We start from the raw sequence: 18,604 nt of genomic DNA, 5'->3' as shown, positions 1-18,604 counted from the left end.
TCAGGGCGCGGGCGTGCGCAGCCGGTGCAGACGCAGCGCGAGCTGCACCTCGAGCGCCCGCTCCGGCTTCTGCCAGTCGGCGCCGAGTAGCTGACCGACCCGCTCCAGCCGCTGCGTCACGGTGTTCACGTGCACGTGCAACAGCTCGGCCGCCCGGGCCAGGCTGCCGCCCACCCCGAAGTACGCCTCCAGCGTCTTCACCAGCGCGGTGCCCCGCCGCGCGTCGTAGTCGACCACCGGCCCGACCGTGGCGGTGAGGAACCCGCTCACGTCCCGGTCGCCGGCGTCGCCGACCGCGCCCAGCAGCAGCCCGACGAAGCCCAGCTCCGCGGTGCTCGCCCCCTGCCCGGCCCGGCCCAGCGCGCCCATCGCGGTCAGGCACCGCTCGGCCTCGGCGAACGTCACCGCCAGCGACGCCGGGCCGGTCGACGGCCCGCTCGCGCCGGCGGTCACCGGCCGGCCGGTCACCCGGGACAGGTCCCGGGCCACCGCGCGGGCCGCCCCGCCAGCCTCCTGCCCGGGCAACATCAGCACCACCCGCCCGTCGCGCGCCGCCGCCAACCCACCCCGCGTCGAGGCGTACGTGGTGGCCCAGGAGAGGACCCGTTGCCGGGCCGAACCGGTCTCGGCGAACGCGTCGTCGCCGACCGCCACCAGCACGTGCGGCGCGTCCAGGTTGACCCCGATCCGGCGGGCCCGGCTGCGCAGCGCGTCGGTGTCCCGCAACGGTCGGGCGATCAGGTCGTCCAGCAGCTCGCCCCGGACCCGACCCTCCGCCTCGGCCACCGTGCGGCGGAACAGCAGCAGCAACGCGGTCACCAGCGCGGCCCGCTCCAGGATCCGCTGGTCGGCGTCGACCAGCTCGTCGTCCGGGCGCAGCACCAGCGCGCCCAGGTTCTCCGCGCCGGCCACCACCGCCGCGTACCAGAGCGGACCGCGTCGCACGCTGCGCCCTTCGGTGCGCGACGCGGCGACCGCCTCCACGATGTCCGCCCGGTCCGGCTCCTCGATCTCACCCACCCGGGCCAGCCGGCGGCCCTCGGCGTCCAGCGCCAGCAGCGCCCCGCCGAGCACCTCGGTCACCGCCGCGGCCACGTCCTCCATCCCGCCGCCGCGCACCACCAGCGCGGTCATCCGATCGTGCGCGGCGGCGGCCCGCTCCACCGAGCTGCTGTGCGCCCGGATCGTGCCGTTCGCCGCCGACAGCTCCGCCAGCGCCGCCCGGGTCTCCGCCAGCAGCCGGGCGGTGTCGATCGCCACCGCCGCGTGCGCGCCCAGCGAGACCAGCAACGACACCTCCTCCCGGGCGAACGGGCGGGCCGAGCGGTTGGCCGCGTAGAGCACACCGATGACGCTGGAGCCGAGCCGCAGCGGCACCCCGAGGATGGCCACCAGGCCCTCCTCGCCCACCCCGCCGTCGATCTCCCCGGTGTGCTTGAACCGGTCGTCCTCCTGGTAGTTCGAGGTGACGTACGGGGTGCCGGTCTGCGCCACCAGCCCGCCCAGACCGTCACCCATCTCCAGTCGCAGCCGCTGGAACCGGGCCGAGATCGACCCGTCGGTGACCCGCATGTAGGTGTCGCCGCGCTCGTCGTCGTTGAGCGTCATGTAGGCCACGTCGGTGCCGAGCAGGATCCGCGCTCGGTGCACGATCGCCCGCAGCACGTCGTCCAGGTCGCGCAGCCCGGCCAGGTCGCTGGCGGTGTCGTAGAGACCGGACAGCTCGGTCTCCCGGCGACGCCGCCGCTCCAGCAGCGCCCGGACCCGCAGCGCCACCACCTTCGCCTGCTCCAGCTCGGCCAGCCGGTCGGCGGGCAGGCCGGCGGCGCGCGCGGCGACCAGCGGGCCCTCGAACTCGACCGCGGCGGCCTCGCGCGCCAGCAGTTCCAGGAACTCCACCGGCGACGACATGACCGACATTGTGCGCGGCCCCACTAGTTCGCCGTCCAGCCCCCGTCGAGGGCGATCGAGGCGCCGGTGAGGAACGCGGCCGGCGGCGCGCACAGGTACGCCACCAGCTCGGCCACCTCCTCCGGCTCGATCAGCCGTTTGATCGCGGCCCGGGCCAGCATGATCTTCTCGATCACCTCGTCCTCGCCGATGCCGTGGCTGGCCGCCTGGTCGGCGATCTGGCTCTCCACCAGCGCGGTCCGCACGTACGCCGGGTTGATGCAGTTGGCCGTCACCCCGTGCGCGGCGCCCTCCAGCGCCACCACCTTGGACAGGCCCTCCAGGGCGTGTTTCGCCGAGACGTACGCCGCCTTGAACGGCGAGGCGCGCAGCCCGTGCACCGAGGAGATGTTGACGATCCGGCCCCAGCCGTTGGCGTACATCCGGGGCAGCGCCCGACGGATGAGCAGGAACGGTGCCTCCACCATCACCCGCTGGATGTACTCGAAACGCTCGACCGGGAAGTCCTGCACCGGGGCGACGTGCTGCAACCCGGCGTTGTTCACCACGATGTCGGCGTCCACGTCGAGCCGGTCCACCGCCGCCGGATCAGCCAGGTCGATCCCCTCGGCCCGACCGCCGGCCTCGGCGGCCACCGCCTTGGCCGCCTCCACGTTGCGGTCCAGCACCACGACCGAGGCGCCGGCCGCCGCCAGGCGCAGGGCGCAGGCCCGGCCGATGCCGCTGCCACCACCGGTCACCAGGGCGTGGCGACCGGAGAGGTCGACGTGTACGACGTGGGGGACCGCCACGGGTTCTGCCGTCATGGCGCAGAAGTTACGAGGCGTGTGGTCCCGGGCACATGGGGCGGCGACACATACTCGACCGCCCCGGTGTGTGGTGCGTGCCGCGCCGATCGTCCCCGGCGTGTCCGCCCGTCCGGCCGCCCGGAGGCACCAGTAGGGTGTGTCGAACACACGTACTGCTGGCGGCTCGGGGAGGAGGCGGCGTGCGCGTGCTGGGCGTCGACCCGGGGCTGACCCGGTGCGGGGTCGGCGTGGTCGAGGGCGTGCCGGGCCGCCCGTGCACCCTGATCGCCTACTACGTCGTCTACACCGATCCGGCCGACGAGCTGCCGCTGCGCCTGCTGCACCTGGACCGCTCGCTCACCGACCTGGTCGTCGAGCACCGGCCGGACGCGGTGGCGGTGGAGCGCGTGTTCAGCCAGCACAACGTGCGTACCGTGATGGGCACCGCGCAGGCCAGCGGCGTGGCGGTGCTGGCCGGCGCGCGCGCCGGGCTGCCGGTGACGACCTACACGCCGAGCGAGGTGAAGGCGGCGGTGACCGGTTCCGGTCAGGCGGACAAGAAGCAGATGACCGCCATGGTCACCCGGCTGCTGCGCCTGGCCGAGCCGCCGAAGCCGGCCGACGCCGCCGACGCGCTGGCGCTGGCCATCTGCCATGTCTGGCGCGGCGGCACCCGGTCCAAGCTGGCCGCGGCGGCCGACCAGGCCCGACGAGGAGGGGTGCGACGATGATCGCGAGTGTGCGCGGCACGGTGACCGCGACCGGTCCGGACCATGCCGTGGTGGAGGTGGGCGGCATCGGCCTCGCCGTGCAGTGCGCTCCCGGCACCATCGCCGACCTGCGGGTCGGCCAGCCGGCCCGGCTCGCTACCAGCCTGGTGGTCCGGGAGGACTCGCTCACCCTCTACGGCTTCGCCGACGACGACGCCAAGCAGCTCTTCGAACTGCTCCAGACCGCAAGCGGGGTGGGGCCCCGGCTGGCCCAGGCGGTGCTCGCCGTGCACACCCCCGACGCGGTCCGCAAGGCCATCGCCAACGCGGACACCGCCGCGCTGACCCGGGTGCCCGGGATCGGCAAGAAGGGCGCCGAGCGGCTCGTGCTGGAGCTGCGTGACCGGGTCGGCCCGGTGGCGATCGGCCCGGACGGCGCGGCCGGGGTGACCGCCGGCGCCTGGCCGGAGCAGGTGCGCCAGGCGCTGGTCGGGCTCGGCTGGTCGGCCGCCCAGGCGGAGCAGGCGGTGGCCGCGGTCGCCGAGACCGTCGACGGCGCCACGCCGCCGGTGCCGGTCCTGCTCAAGCAGGCGATCCGCCTCCTGGGCCGGACCCGATGACGGGTGAGAACCTGGTCTCGGCGTACGTCAGCGACGCCGAGCTGGACGCGGAGGCCAGCGTCCGGCCGAAGCGGCTCGGCGAGTTCATCGCCCAGCACCGGGTCCGCGACCAGCTCGACCTGCTGTTGCAGGGCGCGATGCGGCGCGGCTCCCCGCCGGACCACATCCTGCTGTCGGGCCCGCCCGGCCTCGGGAAGACGACGTTGGCCAACATCGTCGCGGCGGAGCTGGGCACCGGGATCCGGGTGACCAGCGGGCCGGCGATCGAGCGCTCCGGCGACCTGGCCGCGATCCTGACCAGCCTGGCCGAGGGCGACGTGCTCTTCATCGACGAGATCCACCGGATCGCCAAGCCGGCCGAGGAGCTGCTCTACAGCGCCATGGAGGACTTCCGGGTCGACGTGGTGGTGGGCAAGGGCCCGGGCGCGACCGCCATCCCGCTCGACGTGGAGCCGTTCACGCTGGTCGGCGCCACCACCCGCTCCGGTCTGCTGACCGGGCCGATGCGTGACCGCTTCGGCTTCGTCGCGCACCTCGACTTCTACTCCCCGGCCGACCTGGAGACGCTGCTGCACCGTTCCGCCCGGATCCTCGGCGTGCCGATCACGCCGGAGGGCGCGGCGGAGATCGCCGGCCGGTCGAGGGGGACGCCCCGGATCGCCAACCGGCTGCTGCGCCGGGTGCGCGACTACGCCGAGGTGCGTGCCGACGGGGTGGTCAACCTGGAGACCGCCCGGGCCGCGCTCACCGTCTACGACGTCGACGCGCTCGGCCTGGACCGGCTGGACCGGGCGGTGCTCACCGCGCTCGTCGACTCGTTCCGGGGTGGCCCGGTCGGCGTCTCGACGCTCGCGGTGGCGGTGGGGGAGCAGCCGGACACGGTCGAGGAGGTCTGCGAGCCGTTCCTGGTCCGGGCCGGCCTGCTGGCGCGTACGCCCCGGGGGCGGGTGGCCACCGGGGCCGCCTGGCACCATCTGGGCCGCAAGCCACCGAATGGTACATTTGGTGCGGACACCCCTCCGGAGCCCGATCTGTTCTCGACATCCACCGATCGGCCGTGATCCGTTCGTGATCTGTGCCGCATTCGGTCTTTCCAGGAGCAGGGACTAGACTTCGCCGCGGTCTGTACAGGACGTGAGAATCCGCCTCCGCTGCGGCGCCCCCGGGGCCGACGGAGGCCAACCGGAAGGTCGACACCGTGCTTTACGCAGCAGCGAGTGGCGGGGGAGCCGGCGGTCTGACGCCGATCCTCATGATCGCTCTGCTCTTCGTCGTCATGTACTTCATGATGATCCGTCCGCAGCAGAAGCGCCGCCGCGAGGCGGAGCAGATGCAGTCCGCCCTCGCCCCCGGCGACGAGGTGGTCACCATCGGCGGCCTGCACGGCACGGTCACCGTGGTCGAGGACGAGACGGTCCTGCTCGAGGTGGCCCCGGGCGTGCAGACCCGGTACGCGCGTCCCGCCGTGGCCCGGGTGGTCAAGCGGGCCGAGGCGCCCGAGGCGGAAACGATCAGCGAGGAAGCCGAGTCGGTCAAGGAGTGAACGTCCGCCCCGGACGGGGCAGCGGAGCAACCCCCACAAGTGGATAGTTGGGTCGGCGTCCGACGCCGGCACGCGGCCAGACCCGCGCGACGCCCCCGCGTCGTGCCCGGGTCGGCGTGCCGGCGAGCGGGGCCGGCTCGCCGGAGCAGTCGGGCGGACACCCCCGGCCCGACAGTTGTCGCCGCCGTGGAAACGGCGCGACCGTACAGGGAGACAGGACAGCCGTGGCACCACCTCAGGGACAGATGCGCCCCGGACGGCAGCTCGCCGTGCTCGGGTTCATCTTCGTCGTCCTCTATCTTTTGGTGTTCTTCTCGGGCGGCGCCAGCGGTGGCTGGAAGGACCGGCTGGAGCCCCGGCTCGGCCTGGACCTCATCGGCGGCACCCGGCTGACGCTCGAGGCCACCAACACGGTCGACGGCAAGCCGCCGACCGCCGAGAACCTCGAAGAGGCGCGCCAGATCATCGAGAGCCGGGTCAACGCCTACGGCGTGGCCGAGGCCGAGGTGGTCACCGAGGGCAACCGCAACATCGTCATCTCCCTGCCCGGCGAGAACCGTGACCTGACCGACGTGGGCAGCGCCGCCGAGCTGCGCTTCCGCAAGGTGCTCAAGGCCACCGACGGCAGCGGCGCGGCCGCCGCCCCGGCGCCGAGCCCCAGCGCCACGCCGTCCGGCAGCGCCAGCCCGAAGCCGTCGGGCAGCGCGTCGCCGAAGCCGTCCGGCAGCGCCTCGCCGAAGCCGAGCGCGAGCGCGAAGGTCACCGCGTCGCCGAGCGCCGGCGGCCAGGGCGGCATGGCCCCGGCCCCGAGCGCCAGCGCCGCGCCGACCCCGTCGGCCTCGCCGAGCGCCGCCGCGCCGAGCCCGAGCGCCAGCGCCGCGCCGGTGCCGCAGAGCATCGAGCAGCAGCGTCAGGCCGTGCAGCAGAAGGTGGGCGCCGCCGCCTGGGCCGCCGCCTCCGGCCTGCAGGCCCCGGCCGACCTCACCGCCGACCCGTCGCTGGCCGACAAGCTCAAGCCGTTCGGCACGCTCTCCCCGCAGGAGATCGCGGTGCTGCCGGTGGAGATGCAGTTCAACGTCCCCACCATCACCTGCGCCCAGCTCGACAAGCGTCCGGCCGGCTCGATCAACGACCCGAAGCAGAAGGCGGTCGCCTGCGAGTCCGGGGCGAAATACCTGCTCGACGTGGCCAAGGTCGAGGGCACCGACGTCAAGAACGCCTCCGCCCAGCTCGACCGGACCAGCTCCTGGGTGGTCAGCCTCACCTTCAAGGGCGACGGCCAGGAGAAGTGGACCGCGCTGACCCGCGAGGCGTTCAACAACGAGGGCCAGGCGTGCGACCAGACGGCGCTCGGCCAGGACGGCAAGTGCCGGGTGGCCGTGGTGCTGGACAACGAGATCGTCTCCTCGCCGGAGATCAAGGCCGTCCTCACCGGTGACTCCGAGATCAGCGGCAGCTTCGACAACAAGAGTGCCAACGAGCTGGCCAGCCAGCTCCGCTACGGTGCGCTGCCGGTCACGTTCGAGCCGCAGGAGAGCCAGAACGTCACCGCGACGCTGGGCGACAGCCACCTGAAGGCGGGTCTGCTGGCGGCCGGCATCGGCATGCTGCTGGTCATCATCTACTCGTTCTTCTACTACCGCCTGCTCGGCTCCGTCATCTTCCTCAGCCTGGTGCTCTCCGCGCTGCTGGTCTTCGGCGCGCTGGTGGTGCTGGGCCGGTCGATCGGCTTCACCCTCACGCTCGCCGGCATCGCCGGCATGATCGTCTCGCTCGGTGTGGCGGCGGACTCGTTCGTCATCTACTTCGAACGGCTCAAGGACGAGATCCGGGAAGGCCGCAGCCCGCGCAGCGCGGTGCCGCGGGCCTGGATCCGGGCCCGCCGCACGATCATCTCGGCGAACGCCATCACGCTGATGTCGGCGGTGGTGCTCTACATCGTCTCGGTCGGCGCGGTGAAGGGCTTCGCCTTCGCGCTCGGCCTGGCGACCGTGCTGGACCTGGTCGTCGTGTTCCTCTTCCGCCACCCGATCATGACGATGTTCGCCCGTACCCGGGCGTTCCTGTCCCCGCGGGTCAGCGGTCTGGGCCGGGCGCTGCCGGCCCGGTCGGCCGAGTCGGGCACCGCCCGCAACCCGCGCGTCAAGGAGGCCTGAGATGGCGAAGAATGGTCTGGCCGCCCGGCTCTACCGGGGCGAGGCCGATCTCAACATCGTCGGCAAGCGCAAGCTTTGGTTCGGCGTGGCCGGCGTGCTGGTGCTGATCGCGGTCCTGAGCTTCGCGTTCAGCGGCTTCAAGCTCGGCATCGAGTTCGCCGGCGGCAACTCGTTCCAGGTGCCGGCCAGCGTCGGCACGCTCGATGGGGCCGAACGCACCATCGACGACGTGCTGGCCAAGGAGGCCCCGGGCGTCGAGGTGGTCACCGCGCAGAAGGTCGGCGGGGCCGGCGGCGAGACCTACGAGATGCGCACCGGGCAGCTCAGCCAGGAGCAGGCCAACGCGGCCAAGACCGCGATGGCGCAGGAGTTCGGCATCCAGCCCGACCAGATCAGCGGCAACCAGGTCTCCGAGGCCTGGGGCAGCCAGGTCACCTCCCGCGCGCTGCTCGGTCTGGTGATCTTCATCGCGGTGGTGTCGGTCTACCTGGTGTTGCGCTTCGAGTGGCGGATGGCGGTCGCCGCGATCGCCTCGCTGCTGACCAACCTGGTCCTCACCGCCGGCATCTACTCGCTGGTCGGCTTCGAGGTCACCCCGTCGACGGTCATCGGCTTCCTCACCATCCTGGGCTTCGCGCTCTACGACGTGGTGGTGGTCTTCGACAAGGTGCAGGAGAACACGCGCGGCATCACCGCCAACAACAACCAGACCTACGGCGAGGCGGCCAACCTGGCGCTCAACCAGAGCCTCATGCGCTCGCTGAACACCTCGGTGGTGGCGCTGCTCCCGGTCGGTGGCCTGCTCTTCATCGGCGCCGGCCTGCTCGGCGCGGGCACCCTGAAGGACCTCGGCCTGGTGCTCTTCGTCGGCATGGCGGTGGCGTTCCTGACCTCGATCCTGCTGGCCACGCCGCTGCTGGTGCTGCTGAAGAACCAGGACCCGCGGATCGCCGCGCACAACAAGCGGGTGCTCGCCCGCCGGGCGGCCGTCGCCCGGGGCGAGGTCACCCCGAAGGGCGCCCCGCGCCCGGCGCCGACCGGCGACCAGCCGGTCGACCCGGACGCGGCGCTCGCCGGCGCCGCCCCGAAGGTCGGCTCCCGGCCGGCCGGCAAGCGCCCCAGCGGCGCCCGGGGCGGCCGCCCGAGCGGTGGCGGAGGCAACCGGCCGGGCGGCGCGAAGCGCCGCTGACCCGGACCCGACCGACCGGACGGCGTCCGTCATGCTGTTGTCACGGCATGACGGACGCCGTCGTCGTTTCGAGAGGACACAGGACGCACCGTGACGGAGACCCACACCACCGGCGTACGGGGAGACAGCGGCCCGGAGGTCGCCCAGCTGGTCGCCAGCCGGCTGCTGGACGTGCCAGACTTCCCCAAGCCGGGGGTCATGTTCAAGGATCTGATGCCGCTCTTCGCCGACGGCGTGGCGTTCCGGGAGGTGATCGACGGGATCATCGCCTACCACGGGCCGGAGTCCTTCGACGTGGTCGCCGGCATCGAGGCGCGCGGCTTCGTGTTGGCGGCGGCGGTGGCCTACGCCACCGGCGTCGGCGTGGTGCCGGTGCGCAAGGCCGGCAAGCTGCCCCGGGCGACCCACTCGGCCTCCTACGCGCTGGAGTACGGCGAGGCGACGCTTGAGGTCCACCAGGACGCGTTCACCGCCGGCCACCGGGTGCTGGTGCTCGACGACGTGCTGGCCACCGGCGGCACCGCCGAGGCCACGCTCGACCTGGTGGAACGGGCCGGTGGCACGGTCTCCGGGTTCACCGTCCTGCTGGAGCTGGGCTTCCTCGGGGGGCGGGAACGTCTCGCCCCGCGCCCGGTCCATGCCCTGTTGACCCTTTGACCCCGTCCGCCGGTCCGGTCGGTCGGCACGGACCGTCCGGTGGAGCGGTGGCGTACCCTGCTGGCGGGTAGCATTGCCCTTTGCCTGACCCGGCGGGCGCCCGTCCGCCGGCGGCGGAGGCCGCCGGGGCGCAGCCCCCGGTGACCGGCGCGGAACAACACCGGCCCCCGGGTCGGTTGGACCAGACGTCGGCCGGACGGCCGACGCATCCCGGCGAACGGTGAGGAGGCCGGTGTCCCACGATGTCGTCCCTCCGGTGGAGGGCACGGTGCACCCGACAGGCGACGCGGACGGCTCGGTGACCGAGCGCAGCGGCAACCCGCCGGCCCGGTCGACCGGCGCCACCGACGGCACGCCGGACGCGACGGCCGACGGCGGCGCGGTCGTGGTGCCGTTCCCCACCGACGGTGACCCCACGTCCAGCGGCGGCTTCGCCCTCTCCAACGCGCCCACCGGCCGGCGGGTGCGCGCGCGGCTGGCGCGGTTCAACGCCCCCTGGCAGACCTCGCAGGTCAGCGAGGTGCTGGAGCCGCTGATCTCCGCCCACCGCGACGCCCATCCCAAGGCCGACGCCCGGCTGCTCCAGCGCGCCTTCGACACCGCCGCGCGCTGGCACTCGGGGCAATATCGCAAGTCCGGCGACCCCTACATCACCCACCCGCTGGCGGTGGCGACGATTCTGGGCAACCTGGGCATGGACACCACCACGCTGGTGGCGGCGCTGCTGCACGACACGATCGAGGACACCGAATACACCCTCGACGCGATGCGCGCCGACTTCGGTGGCGAGGTCGCGTTGCTCGTCGACGGCGTGACCAAGCTCGACAAGGTGAAGCTCGGCGACGCGGCGAAGGCGGAAACCATCCGCAAGATGGTCGTGGCCATGGCGAAGGACCCTCGGGTCCTGGTGATCAAGCTGGCCGACCGGCTGCACAACATGCGGACGCTGACCTTCCTGCCCCGCCCCAAGCAGGAGCAGAAGGCCAAGGAGACGCTGGAGATCCTCGCTCCGCTGGCGCACCGCCTCGGTATGAACACGATCAAGTGGGAGCTGGAGGATTTGGCCTTCGGCACGCTGTTCCCGAAGCGGTTCGAGGAGATCAACCGGCTGATCGGGGAGCACCAGCCGCAGCGCGAGGCGCTGCTGCGCCAGGTGACCCAGAAGGTGCAGACGGACCTGAAGGCCGCCAAGATCAAGGCGGAGACCACCGGGCGGCCGAAGCACCTCTACTCGATCTACCAAAAGATGATCGTGCGGGGTCGCGACTTCAACGACATCTACGACCTGGTGGGCGTGCGGATCCTGGTCGACACGGTGCGTGACTGCTATGCGGCGTTGGGCGTCATCCACGCCAACTGGCAGCCGGTGCCGGGCCGGTTCAAGGACTACATCGCCATGCCCAAGTTCAACATGTACCAGTCGTTGCACACGACGGTCATCGGGCCCACCGGCAAGCCGGTGGAGATGCAGATCCGCACCTACGCGATGCACCGCACCGCCGAGTTCGGCATCGCCGCGCACTGGAAGTACAAGGAGCACAAGGGCACCCAGGTGGTGGGCCCGCCGGCGCACATCGACGAGATGACCTGGCTGCGGCAGCTGCTGGACTGGCAGCGCGAGGCGGCCGACCCGAGCGAGTTCCTGGACGCGCTGCGCTTCGACCTGTCCAGCCAGGAGGTGTACGTCTTCACCCCGAAGGGTGACGTCATCCCGCTGCCGACCGGCTCGACGCCCGTCGACTTCGCGTACGCGGTGCACACCGAGGTCGGGCACAAGTGCATCGGCGCGCGGGTCAACGGCAAGCTGGTGCCGCTGGAGTCGACGCTGTCCAACGGCGACGTGATCGAGATCTTCACGTCGAAGTCCGACACGGCCGGCCCGACGCAGGACTGGCTGGGCTTCGTCAAGAGCCCCCGGGCGCGGACGAAGATCCGGCAGTACTTCAACAAGGAGCGGCGCGAGGAGGCGATCGAGGCAGGCAAGGACGCGATCGTCAAGGCCATGCGCAAGCAGGGCATGCCGTTGCAGCGGATGCTCACCTCGGACGCGCTGATGGCGATCGCCCGGGACCTGCATCTCGCGGACGTGGCCTCGCTCTACGCGGCGGTCGGCGACAGCCAGGTCTCCGCGCAGTCGGTGGTGCAGAAGCTGATGGCCTCCTACGGCGGCGAGGAGGGCGCGGCGGAGGACATCGCCGAGACCGCCGTCGCCACCCGGCCGCCGCGCAGCCGGCAGAGCAGCGCCGACCCGGGCGTGGTGGTCCGGGGCGTCAGCGACGTCTGGATCAAGCTGGCCCGCTGCTGCACCCCGGTGCCGCCGGACTCGGTGTTCGGCTTCGTGACCCGCTCCGGCGGGGTCAGCGTGCACCGCGACGACTGCGCCAACGCCGAGGACCTGCGGGCGCAGCCCGAGCGGGTGGTCGAGGTGAGCTGGAAGCTGACCTCGGCCTCCACGTTCCTGGTCGCCATCCAGGTGGAGGCGCTCGACCGGCACAAGCTGCTCGCCGACGTCACCCGGGTGCTCTCCGAGGAGCGGGTCAACATCCTCTCCGCGACGGTCACCACCACCCGCGACCGGGTGGCGGTGAGTCGGTTCAGCTTCGAGATGGCCGACCCGAAGCACCTCGGGCACCTGCTGGCAGCGGTGCGCAAGGTCGATGGCGTCTTCGACGCCTACCGGGTCACCTCGGGGGCCTGAGCGCACACGGGAAGCGCCCGCCGGATCGATCCGGCGGGCGCTTTCCCGTGTGATCGGGGACGTCAGCCCTGGATGTCGCTCATCGTCACCTTGGTCATGACGATCTCCTTCTTCGGGTGACCGCCACCGGCCTGCTTGGCGAAGGCGCCGTCGTCACCGGCCGCGGCGACCTGCTTCACCACGTCCATGCCGCCCGTGATGGTGCCCAGCACCGTGTAGTTCGGGTCGAGCTGCGAGTCGCCGTAGACGATGAAGAACTGGCTGCCGGTGCTGCCCGACTGGCCGGAGTTGGCCATCGCGATGACGCCCTCCGGGTACGGCGGACGCTTGTTGGTGGGCAGGTTCTCCTCGGCCAGGTTGTAGCTCGGCCCGCCGGTGCCGTCGGTGTCCCGCCAGCCCTTGCCGGTGGCGCTCGGGTCGCCGCACTGCAGCACCTTGATGCCCTCGGTCACCAGCCGGTGGCACTTGGTGTTGTCGAAGAAGCCCTTGCTCGCCAGGTGGGTGAAGCTGCCGGCGGTGCAGGGCACTGCGGCCCGGTCGAGCTTGGCGGTGATCGGACCCAGGTTGGTGTCGATCGTCATCGTCTGGCTGCCCTTGTTCGCCTGCTGCGCCGGCGGCAGCCCGACGTCCTTGATCTGCGCCGGGCGGCCCTCCTTGGGTACCTCGGTGTAGACGCACTGGACGAAGCCGGCGGCGGCGCCTGCCTGCTTCTCGTCGTCGTCGTCGCCGAGCGACGTGGCGAGCCAGACCGTGCCGGCCACGACGAGCACCAGCACGGCAGCGGCGCCGACGATAGCCTGCGTCTGCCGGCGCTTACGGGCCCTGCCGGACCGCTCGGCCATCTCCCGCTCGAGCCGGGCCCGCGCCGCCGCCCGCTGGCGGTCTCTCGTGGACGTCACGCTCACTCCTCACCTGCTGTGTATCGGAAGGCGGCGGCCACGCGCCGCCGAGTCAACGGTGGATCAACCGGCGCTGGGGCTGCTCGCCGGCGCGGCCGTCGGGTCGCCGACGGTCAGGCTCTGGATCACCACGTCCGTCTTCGGCTTGACCTTGGCGCCGTCGCCGTTGTCGACGGTCGGCAGCGCGCCGATCTTCTCCACCACGTCCAGCCCGCCGCTGACCTTGCCGACCACGCTGTAGGCCGGCTTGGCCGGGTTGAAGTCCTTGAAGAAGATCAGGAACTGGCTGCCGTTGCTGCCGGGCGGGTTGCCGATCATGGCGACCGTGCCCTTCGGGTACGCCGGCGGCTGCCCCGGGGCCGGCGAGGCCGACGGGCTGGGCTCGGGCGCGGTGGGGACGTTCTCGTCGTAGAACGAGTAGGTCGGGCCGCCGATCCCGGTGCCGCTCGGGTCGCCGCAGCGCAGCGCGCCCTCGGTGATGATCTCGTGGCACTTGGTGTCGTCGTAGAAGGACCTGCTCGCCAGGTGGGCGAGGCTCGCGCCGCCGCACGGCGCGGCGGCCAGGTCCAGGTCGACGGTGATCGGCGCACCCTGGTTGGTGGTGATCGTCATCGGTCGGATGCCCGAGGTGGGCAGGTCCTTGGTGGCCGGCGTGCCGACGTCCTTGAGGTTGCTGTTCGCGGCGCCGTCCTGCGGGGTCCAGAGGCAGGTGTCCTCGGCGGCCTGCTTCTTCGGCTCCGAGTCGAACGCGCCGAGCGCCCAGGCCGAGCCGGCCACGATCAGCGCCAGCACCACGGCCGCGCCCACACCGGCCTGGATCTGCCGGCGGCGCTTCGCGGCCGCGGCCCGCCGGGCGAGTTGCCGGTCGAGCTTGGCACGCGCCAGTTTGCGCTGTCGGTCCCTGCTGGAAGCCACCGGTGCTCCCCTTCCTCTGCCTGATCGTCGCGGCGTCCCGGGCGCTGCCCGCCGCCGGGGGCGGGGTGCGCCACGCCACACGCCCGCCAGAGTGTACGGGTACGGACTGTGAATGTGGTGTACGAGGTCCCGCCTGCGCTTATCGGACGTTGTCACTGGGCCGGCTGGGGCCGGTGGGTCGGTGCGGGCGAAAGCGGCTCGCCGGTACGACTAGGCTGCTGGGCGAGGACGACGACCGGACGGAGAGGGGACGGACGTGCTCGTGGCGGGCTTTCCCGCGGACGCCTTCGGCACCAACTGCTATGTGGTGGCGACCGCTCCGGGGGAGCAGTGCGTGGTGGTCGACCCCGGCATCGGGGTGCTCGACCGGCTCGACGCCGTGCTCGCCGAGCACCGCCTGCACCCGGCCGCCGTGCTGCTCACCCACGGCCACCTCGACCACACCTTCTCGGTCGCGCCGGTCTGCGGCGCGCGGGGCATCGCCGCCTACGTCCACCCGGAGGACCGGGAGCTGCTGGCCGACCCGGCCAAGGCGCTCTCCATGGATCTCACCGCGCTGTTCGGCGGACGGCTGCCCTACGCCGAACCGGACGACGTGGCCGAGCTGACCGACGGCGCGACGCTGTCGCTGGCCGGGCTGGAGATCACCGTCGACCACGCCCCCGGCCATACCGGCGGGTCGGTGCTGTTCCGGATGCCCGGCGGCGGCTCGCCCTGGGAGGCCGAGGAGATCTGCCTCTCCGGTGACGTGCTGTTCGCCGGCTCGATCGGCCGCACCGACCTGCCGGGCGGCAGCATGCCCCGCATGCTGGCCAGCCTCCGGGAGAAGGTTCTCCCGCTGGCCGACGACACCGTCGTCCTGCCCGGCCACGGTCCGCAGACCACCGTCGGCCGCGAGCGCGCGACCAACCCCTACCTCCTCGAGGTGGCGGGCACCGGCGACGCGCGCCCGGCCGCACCCACCCGCGGCCTGTAGCCGCCCGTGACACCCCGCGCGGTCCGCGCGGGATCAAGGAGTACGCCATGAGCAAGCCCACGCCCATCTCCGGCTTCCCCGAGTGGACGCCGGCGCAGCGGATGATCGAGCAGTTCGTGCTGGACCGGATCCGCGCCACGTTCGAGCTGTACGGCTTCGCGCCGCTGGAGACCCGTTCGGTCGAGCCGCTGGACCAGTTGCTGCGCAAGGGGGAGACCTCGAAGGAGGTCTACCTGCTGCGCAGGTTGCAGGCCGACGCCGACGGCCCGGCCGGCGACGACGCGCTCGGCCTGCACTTCGACCTGACCGTGCCGTTCGCCCGCTACGTGCTGGAGAACGCCGGCAAGCTCCAGTTCCCGTTCCGGCGCTACCAGATCCAGAAGGTGTGGCGGGGCGAGCGCCCGCAGGAGGGCCGCTACCGGGAGTTCCTCCAGGCCGACATCGACATCGTCGACCGGGACACGCTGCCGCCCCACTACGAGGCGGAGATGCCGCTGGTGGTCGGCGACGCGCTGCGGTCGCTGCCGATCCCGCCGGTGCGGATCCAGGTCAACAACCGCAAGATCTGCGAGGGCTTCTACCGGGGCGTCGGGCTGACCGACCCGATGGCGGCGTTGCGCGCCGTCGACCGGCTGGATCGGATCGGCCCGGCGGGCGTGGCCGACCTGCTGGCCGAGACCGCCGGGGCGAGCGAGGCGCAGGCCAAGGCGTGCCTGGCCCTCGCGGAGATCGCCGCGCCGGACGCCTCGTTCGCCGACGCGGTGCGCGCCCTCGGGGTGAGCGACCCGCTGCTCGACGAGGGCATCGCGGAGCTGACCGCGGTGATGGAGACCGCCGCCGCGCACGCGCCCGGCCTCTGCGTCGCCGACCTGCGCATCGCCCGCGGTCTGGACTACTACACCGGCACCGTCTACGAGACGCAGATGGTCGGCTACGAGCGGTTCGGCTCGATCTGCTCCGGCGGCCGGTACGACAACCTGGCCAGCTCCGGCAACGTTCGCTTTCCGGGTGTGGGCATCTCGATCGGGGTGACCCGGTTGCTCGGCCTGCTCTTCGGCGCCGACGCGCTGTCGGTGTCCCGGTCGGTGCCGACCTGCGTGCTGGTCGCGGTCACCGCCGAGGAGGAGCGCGCGGCCAGCGACGCGGTCGCGGCGGCGCTGCGCTCGCGGGGGGTGCCGACCGAGGTGTCGCCGTCCGCGGCGAAGTTCGGCAAGCAGATCCGCTACGCCGAGCGGCGCGGCATCCCGTACGTCTGGTTCCCCGGCGCGGACGGCGACGAGGTGAAGGACATCCGCTCCGGCGAGCAGGTGGCCGCGTCGGCGGGCGAGTGGATGCCGCCGAGGGCGGACCTGTCGCCGCTGGTCGCCGGCACTGGCGTCTGACGACGATTCGACCTACGGTGGCGTAAGTTACGCCACCGTAGGGAGAACGTCGTGACCGTGCTCAGCCAGACCGCCCTGCTCGTCGAACTCGAGCCCGTGGTCGAGAAGAACCTCGACCGGCACCTGTCGCTGGCGAAGGAGTGGTTCCCGCACGAGTACGTGCCGTGGAGCGCCGGGCGCACGTTCGACGGGCCGCTCGGCGGCGAGGCGTGGTCGGAGACCGACTCCACCATCCCCGACGTGGCGCGCACGGCGCTGATCGTCAACCTGCTCACCGAGGACAACCTGCCCTCCTACCACCACGAGATCGCCACCCTGTTCGGGCGCGACGGCGCGTGGGGCACCTGGGTGCACCGCTGGACCGCCGAGGAGGGCCGACACGGCACCGCGATCCGGGACTATCTCACGGTCACCCGGGCGGTCGACCCGGTGGCGCTGGAGCGGGCCCGGATGGTGCACATGGCCGCCGGCTACCGCAACGTCCACGACGACGAGGTGCTGCACTCGCTGGCGTACGTGTCGTTCCAGGAGTTGGCCACCCGCATCTCGCACCGCAACACCGGCCGGGCCACCGGCGACCCGGCCTGCGAGGCGTTGCTGGCCCGGGTGGCGGCGGACGAGAACCTGCACATGGTCTTCTACCGCAACCTGCTCGCCGCGGCGTTCGAGCTGGCGCCGAGCCAGGCCATGCGGGCGGTCGCCGACGTGCTGGCCGACTTCCAGATGCCCGGGGTCGGCATCGACGGCTTCGCCCGCAAGTCGGTGGCGATCGCCCTGGCCGGCATCTACGACCTGCGCCAGCACCGCGACGAGGTGGTGATGCCGGTGCTGCGCCAGTGGAACCTGTTCGAGGTGACCGGCCTGACCGCCGACGGCGAGACCGCCCGCGACCAGATCGCCGCCCACCTGGACACCCTGGAGACCCAGGCGTCCCGCTTCGAGGACCGCCGCGCCGCCCGCGCCGCCCGCCTGACCCCCACCCCCTGACCCCCGTCCCGCCCCGGCGATCTTGCACTTACTGCCCCGGCAAAAGACGTGATCCAGACATTCGGTGGGCCGAAAGTGCAAGATCGTGCGCGTGGACGTGGGCTTGGGCGTGGGTCAGGCGGGGGGAGTGAGGGGGAACAGGAGGCACGAGGAGGTGGCGTGGGCGACCAGGCGGTTCATGGGGTCGGTCAGGCGGGCCTCGGCGAGGGCGGTGCGGCGGCCGCGTTGCAGCACGGTGCCCTCGCAGCGCAGGGTGCCACTGGCGACGGTGACCGGGCGCAGGAACTTCACGTTGAGGTCGAGCGAGGTGTAGCCGACGCCGGCGGGCAGCGTGGTGTGCACCGCGCAGCCGGCGGCGGTGTCCAGCAGTGTGGAGAGCACGCCGCCGTGCACCGTGCCGAGCGGGTTGTAGTGGAACTCCTGCGGCAGCAGTTCGACGACGACGCGGCCCTCGTCGGCCTCCATCCGGGCGATGTCGATGAGGCTGGTGATCGGCGGGGCGGCCAGCTCGCCCGCGATCATCGCGCGCATCAGCTCCAGGCCGCCCCGCCGGCCCACGTGGGCGGCGCCGGCGACCGGGTCGGACCAGGTGAACGTGCGGCTGCGCTCCTGCGTCTCTGTCATGGACTCAGCCTCGCAGCGCGTTGCTGAGTCTGTCAATCAGACCTAGCCTGGTCGGCATGAGACCCGCGGCACTGGACTGGTCGGTGGAGAACTGCACCATCGCGCGCGCCATGGAGATCCTCGGCGAGCGGTGGACCGTGGTCGTGCTCCGCGAGGTGTTCAGCGGCGTGCGCCGCTTCGACGACATGCGGGTACGCACCGGCGTCCCGCGCCAGGTGCTGACCAACCGGCTGTCGATGCTGGTGGAGCGCGGGGTGTTGCGACGGGAGCCGTACCGGGAGCCGGGCAGCCGGGAGCGGCACGAATACCGGCTGACCGAGATGGGCCTGGACCTGTGGCCGGTGCTCGTCGCGCTGCTCGGCTGGGGCGACCGCCATCTCGCCGACCCGGAGGGCGCCCCGTTGACCGTGGCGCACCGCGACTGCGGTGGCGAGGTACGGGTGGTGCTGCGCTGCGCCGAGGGGCACGAGGTGACACAACCGCGCCACGTGGTGCCGCGCCCCGGCCCGGGGGCCCGCCGCCGCGCCTGAACGGGGCCGCGACGGCTCT

At 72.5% G+C, this 18,604-nt stretch carries 17 protein-coding genes; 12 read left to right on the top strand and 5 right to left on the bottom strand.

Annotation, left to right across the window (positions count from 1 at the left end; genetic code table 11):
• Both O7618_RS13710 and O7618_RS13705 read right to left on the bottom strand, forming a co-directional pair.
• Positions 1 to 1,920, bottom strand: coding sequence for a helix-turn-helix domain-containing protein (locus O7618_RS13710; protein ID WP_278106470.1), 1,920 nt, complete (start codon positions 1,918 to 1,920; stop codon positions 1 to 3).
• Positions 1,921 to 1,934: 14 nt separating this feature from the next.
• Positions 1,935 to 2,717: a 3-hydroxybutyrate dehydrogenase gene (locus tag O7618_RS13705; protein WP_278106469.1), complete on the bottom strand. Its 783-nt coding sequence runs from the start codon at positions 2,715 to 2,717 to the stop codon at positions 1,935 to 1,937.
• A 182-nt stretch (positions 2,718 to 2,899) separates the two neighbouring features.
• Here O7618_RS13705 and ruvC point away from each other — a divergent pair, with 182 nt between their 5' ends.
• The 8 genes from ruvC (at position 2,900) to O7618_RS13665 (ending at position 12,272) form a co-directional block, all read left to right on the top strand.
• The gene (ruvC, locus tag O7618_RS13700) at positions 2,900 to 3,430 is read left to right on the top strand and encodes a crossover junction endodeoxyribonuclease RuvC (protein ID WP_278106468.1); all 531 of its coding nucleotides are present in this window, start codon (positions 2,900 to 2,902) and stop codon (positions 3,428 to 3,430) included.
• Positions 3,427 to 4,029 (top strand): Holliday junction branch migration protein RuvA, encoded by a 603-nt coding sequence (gene ruvA, locus O7618_RS13695; protein WP_278106466.1) that lies wholly within the window; start codon positions 3,427 to 3,429, stop codon positions 4,027 to 4,029. Before ruvC ends, ruvA begins: the two co-directional genes overlap by 4 nt.
• Positions 4,026 to 5,090, top strand: coding sequence for a Holliday junction branch migration DNA helicase RuvB (ruvB, locus tag O7618_RS13690; protein WP_278106465.1), 1,065 nt, complete (start codon positions 4,026 to 4,028; stop codon positions 5,088 to 5,090). The genes ruvA and ruvB overlap by 4 nt, the downstream gene beginning before the upstream one ends.
• A 137-nt stretch (positions 5,091 to 5,227) precedes the next feature.
• Complete coding sequence (gene yajC / locus O7618_RS13685) at positions 5,228 to 5,572, top strand: preprotein translocase subunit YajC (RefSeq protein ID WP_278106464.1); 345 nt, start codon at positions 5,228 to 5,230, stop codon at positions 5,570 to 5,572.
• 224 nt (positions 5,573 to 5,796) lie between these two features.
• Entirely contained in the window at positions 5,797 to 7,728 is a 1,932-nt protein-coding gene (gene secD, locus O7618_RS13680) for a protein translocase subunit SecD (RefSeq protein WP_278106463.1), read from the top strand.
• A gap of 1 nt (position 7,729) precedes the next feature.
• On the top strand, positions 7,730 to 8,917 hold the full coding sequence (secF, locus tag O7618_RS13675) for a protein translocase subunit SecF (protein ID WP_278106462.1): 1,188 nt from the start codon (positions 7,730 to 7,732) through the stop codon (positions 8,915 to 8,917).
• 90 nt (positions 8,918 to 9,007) lie between these two features.
• A complete protein-coding gene (locus O7618_RS13670) occupies positions 9,008 to 9,574 on the top strand; it encodes an adenine phosphoribosyltransferase (RefSeq protein ID WP_278106461.1) in 567 nt (188 codons plus the stop codon).
• Between the two features lie 256 nt (positions 9,575 to 9,830).
• Positions 9,831 to 12,272, top strand: coding sequence for a bifunctional (p)ppGpp synthetase/guanosine-3',5'-bis(diphosphate) 3'-pyrophosphohydrolase (locus O7618_RS13665; RefSeq protein WP_278109999.1), 2,442 nt, complete (start codon positions 9,831 to 9,833; stop codon positions 12,270 to 12,272).
• A gap of 62 nt (positions 12,273 to 12,334) precedes the next feature.
• Here the strand turns inward: O7618_RS13665 and O7618_RS13660 are convergent, their stop codons facing one another.
• Both O7618_RS13660 and O7618_RS13655 read right to left on the bottom strand, forming a co-directional pair.
• Positions 12,335 to 13,171, bottom strand: coding sequence for a peptidylprolyl isomerase (locus O7618_RS13660; RefSeq protein ID WP_278106460.1), 837 nt, complete (start codon positions 13,169 to 13,171; stop codon positions 12,335 to 12,337).
• A gap of 63 nt (positions 13,172 to 13,234) precedes the next feature.
• On the bottom strand, positions 13,235 to 14,086 hold the full coding sequence (locus tag O7618_RS13655) for a peptidylprolyl isomerase (RefSeq protein ID WP_278106459.1): 852 nt from the start codon (positions 14,084 to 14,086) through the stop codon (positions 13,235 to 13,237).
• A 256-nt stretch (positions 14,087 to 14,342) separates the two neighbouring features.
• Here O7618_RS13655 and O7618_RS13650 point away from each other — a divergent pair, with 256 nt between their 5' ends.
• Genes O7618_RS13650 through O7618_RS13640 form a run of 3 tightly spaced genes read left to right on the top strand, consistent with a single transcriptional unit; the run spans position 14,343 to position 17,431 of the window.
• The gene (locus O7618_RS13650; RefSeq protein ID WP_278106458.1) at positions 14,343 to 15,062 is read left to right on the top strand and encodes an MBL fold metallo-hydrolase; all 720 of its coding nucleotides are present in this window, start codon (positions 14,343 to 14,345) and stop codon (positions 15,060 to 15,062) included.
• A gap of 47 nt (positions 15,063 to 15,109) precedes the next feature.
• The gene (gene hisS / locus O7618_RS13645) at positions 15,110 to 16,444 is read left to right on the top strand and encodes a histidine--tRNA ligase (protein ID WP_278106457.1); all 1,335 of its coding nucleotides are present in this window, start codon (positions 15,110 to 15,112) and stop codon (positions 16,442 to 16,444) included.
• Between the two features lie 51 nt (positions 16,445 to 16,495).
• Positions 16,496 to 17,431, top strand: a complete 936-nt coding sequence (locus O7618_RS13640) for an acyl-ACP desaturase (RefSeq protein ID WP_278106456.1) — start codon at positions 16,496 to 16,498, stop codon at positions 17,429 to 17,431.
• 114 nt (positions 17,432 to 17,545) lie between these two features.
• Here the strand turns inward: O7618_RS13640 and O7618_RS13635 are convergent, their stop codons facing one another.
• Positions 17,546 to 18,055 (bottom strand): PaaI family thioesterase, encoded by a 510-nt coding sequence (locus O7618_RS13635; RefSeq protein WP_278106455.1) that lies wholly within the window; start codon positions 18,053 to 18,055, stop codon positions 17,546 to 17,548.
• A 56-nt stretch (positions 18,056 to 18,111) separates the two neighbouring features.
• Here O7618_RS13635 and O7618_RS13630 point away from each other — a divergent pair, with 56 nt between their 5' ends.
• The gene (locus O7618_RS13630; RefSeq protein WP_278106453.1) at positions 18,112 to 18,585 is read left to right on the top strand and encodes a helix-turn-helix domain-containing protein; all 474 of its coding nucleotides are present in this window, start codon (positions 18,112 to 18,114) and stop codon (positions 18,583 to 18,585) included.
• Positions 18,586 to 18,604: the final 19 nt, after the last annotated feature.

The sequence above is a fragment of the Micromonospora sp. WMMD980 genome, assembly GCF_029626035.1.
Classification (GTDB): domain Bacteria; phylum Actinomycetota; class Actinomycetes; order Mycobacteriales; family Micromonosporaceae; genus Micromonospora.
The sequence above is the reverse complement of the archived record's forward strand: the minus strand, read 5'-3'. Positions and strand labels throughout refer to the sequence as shown.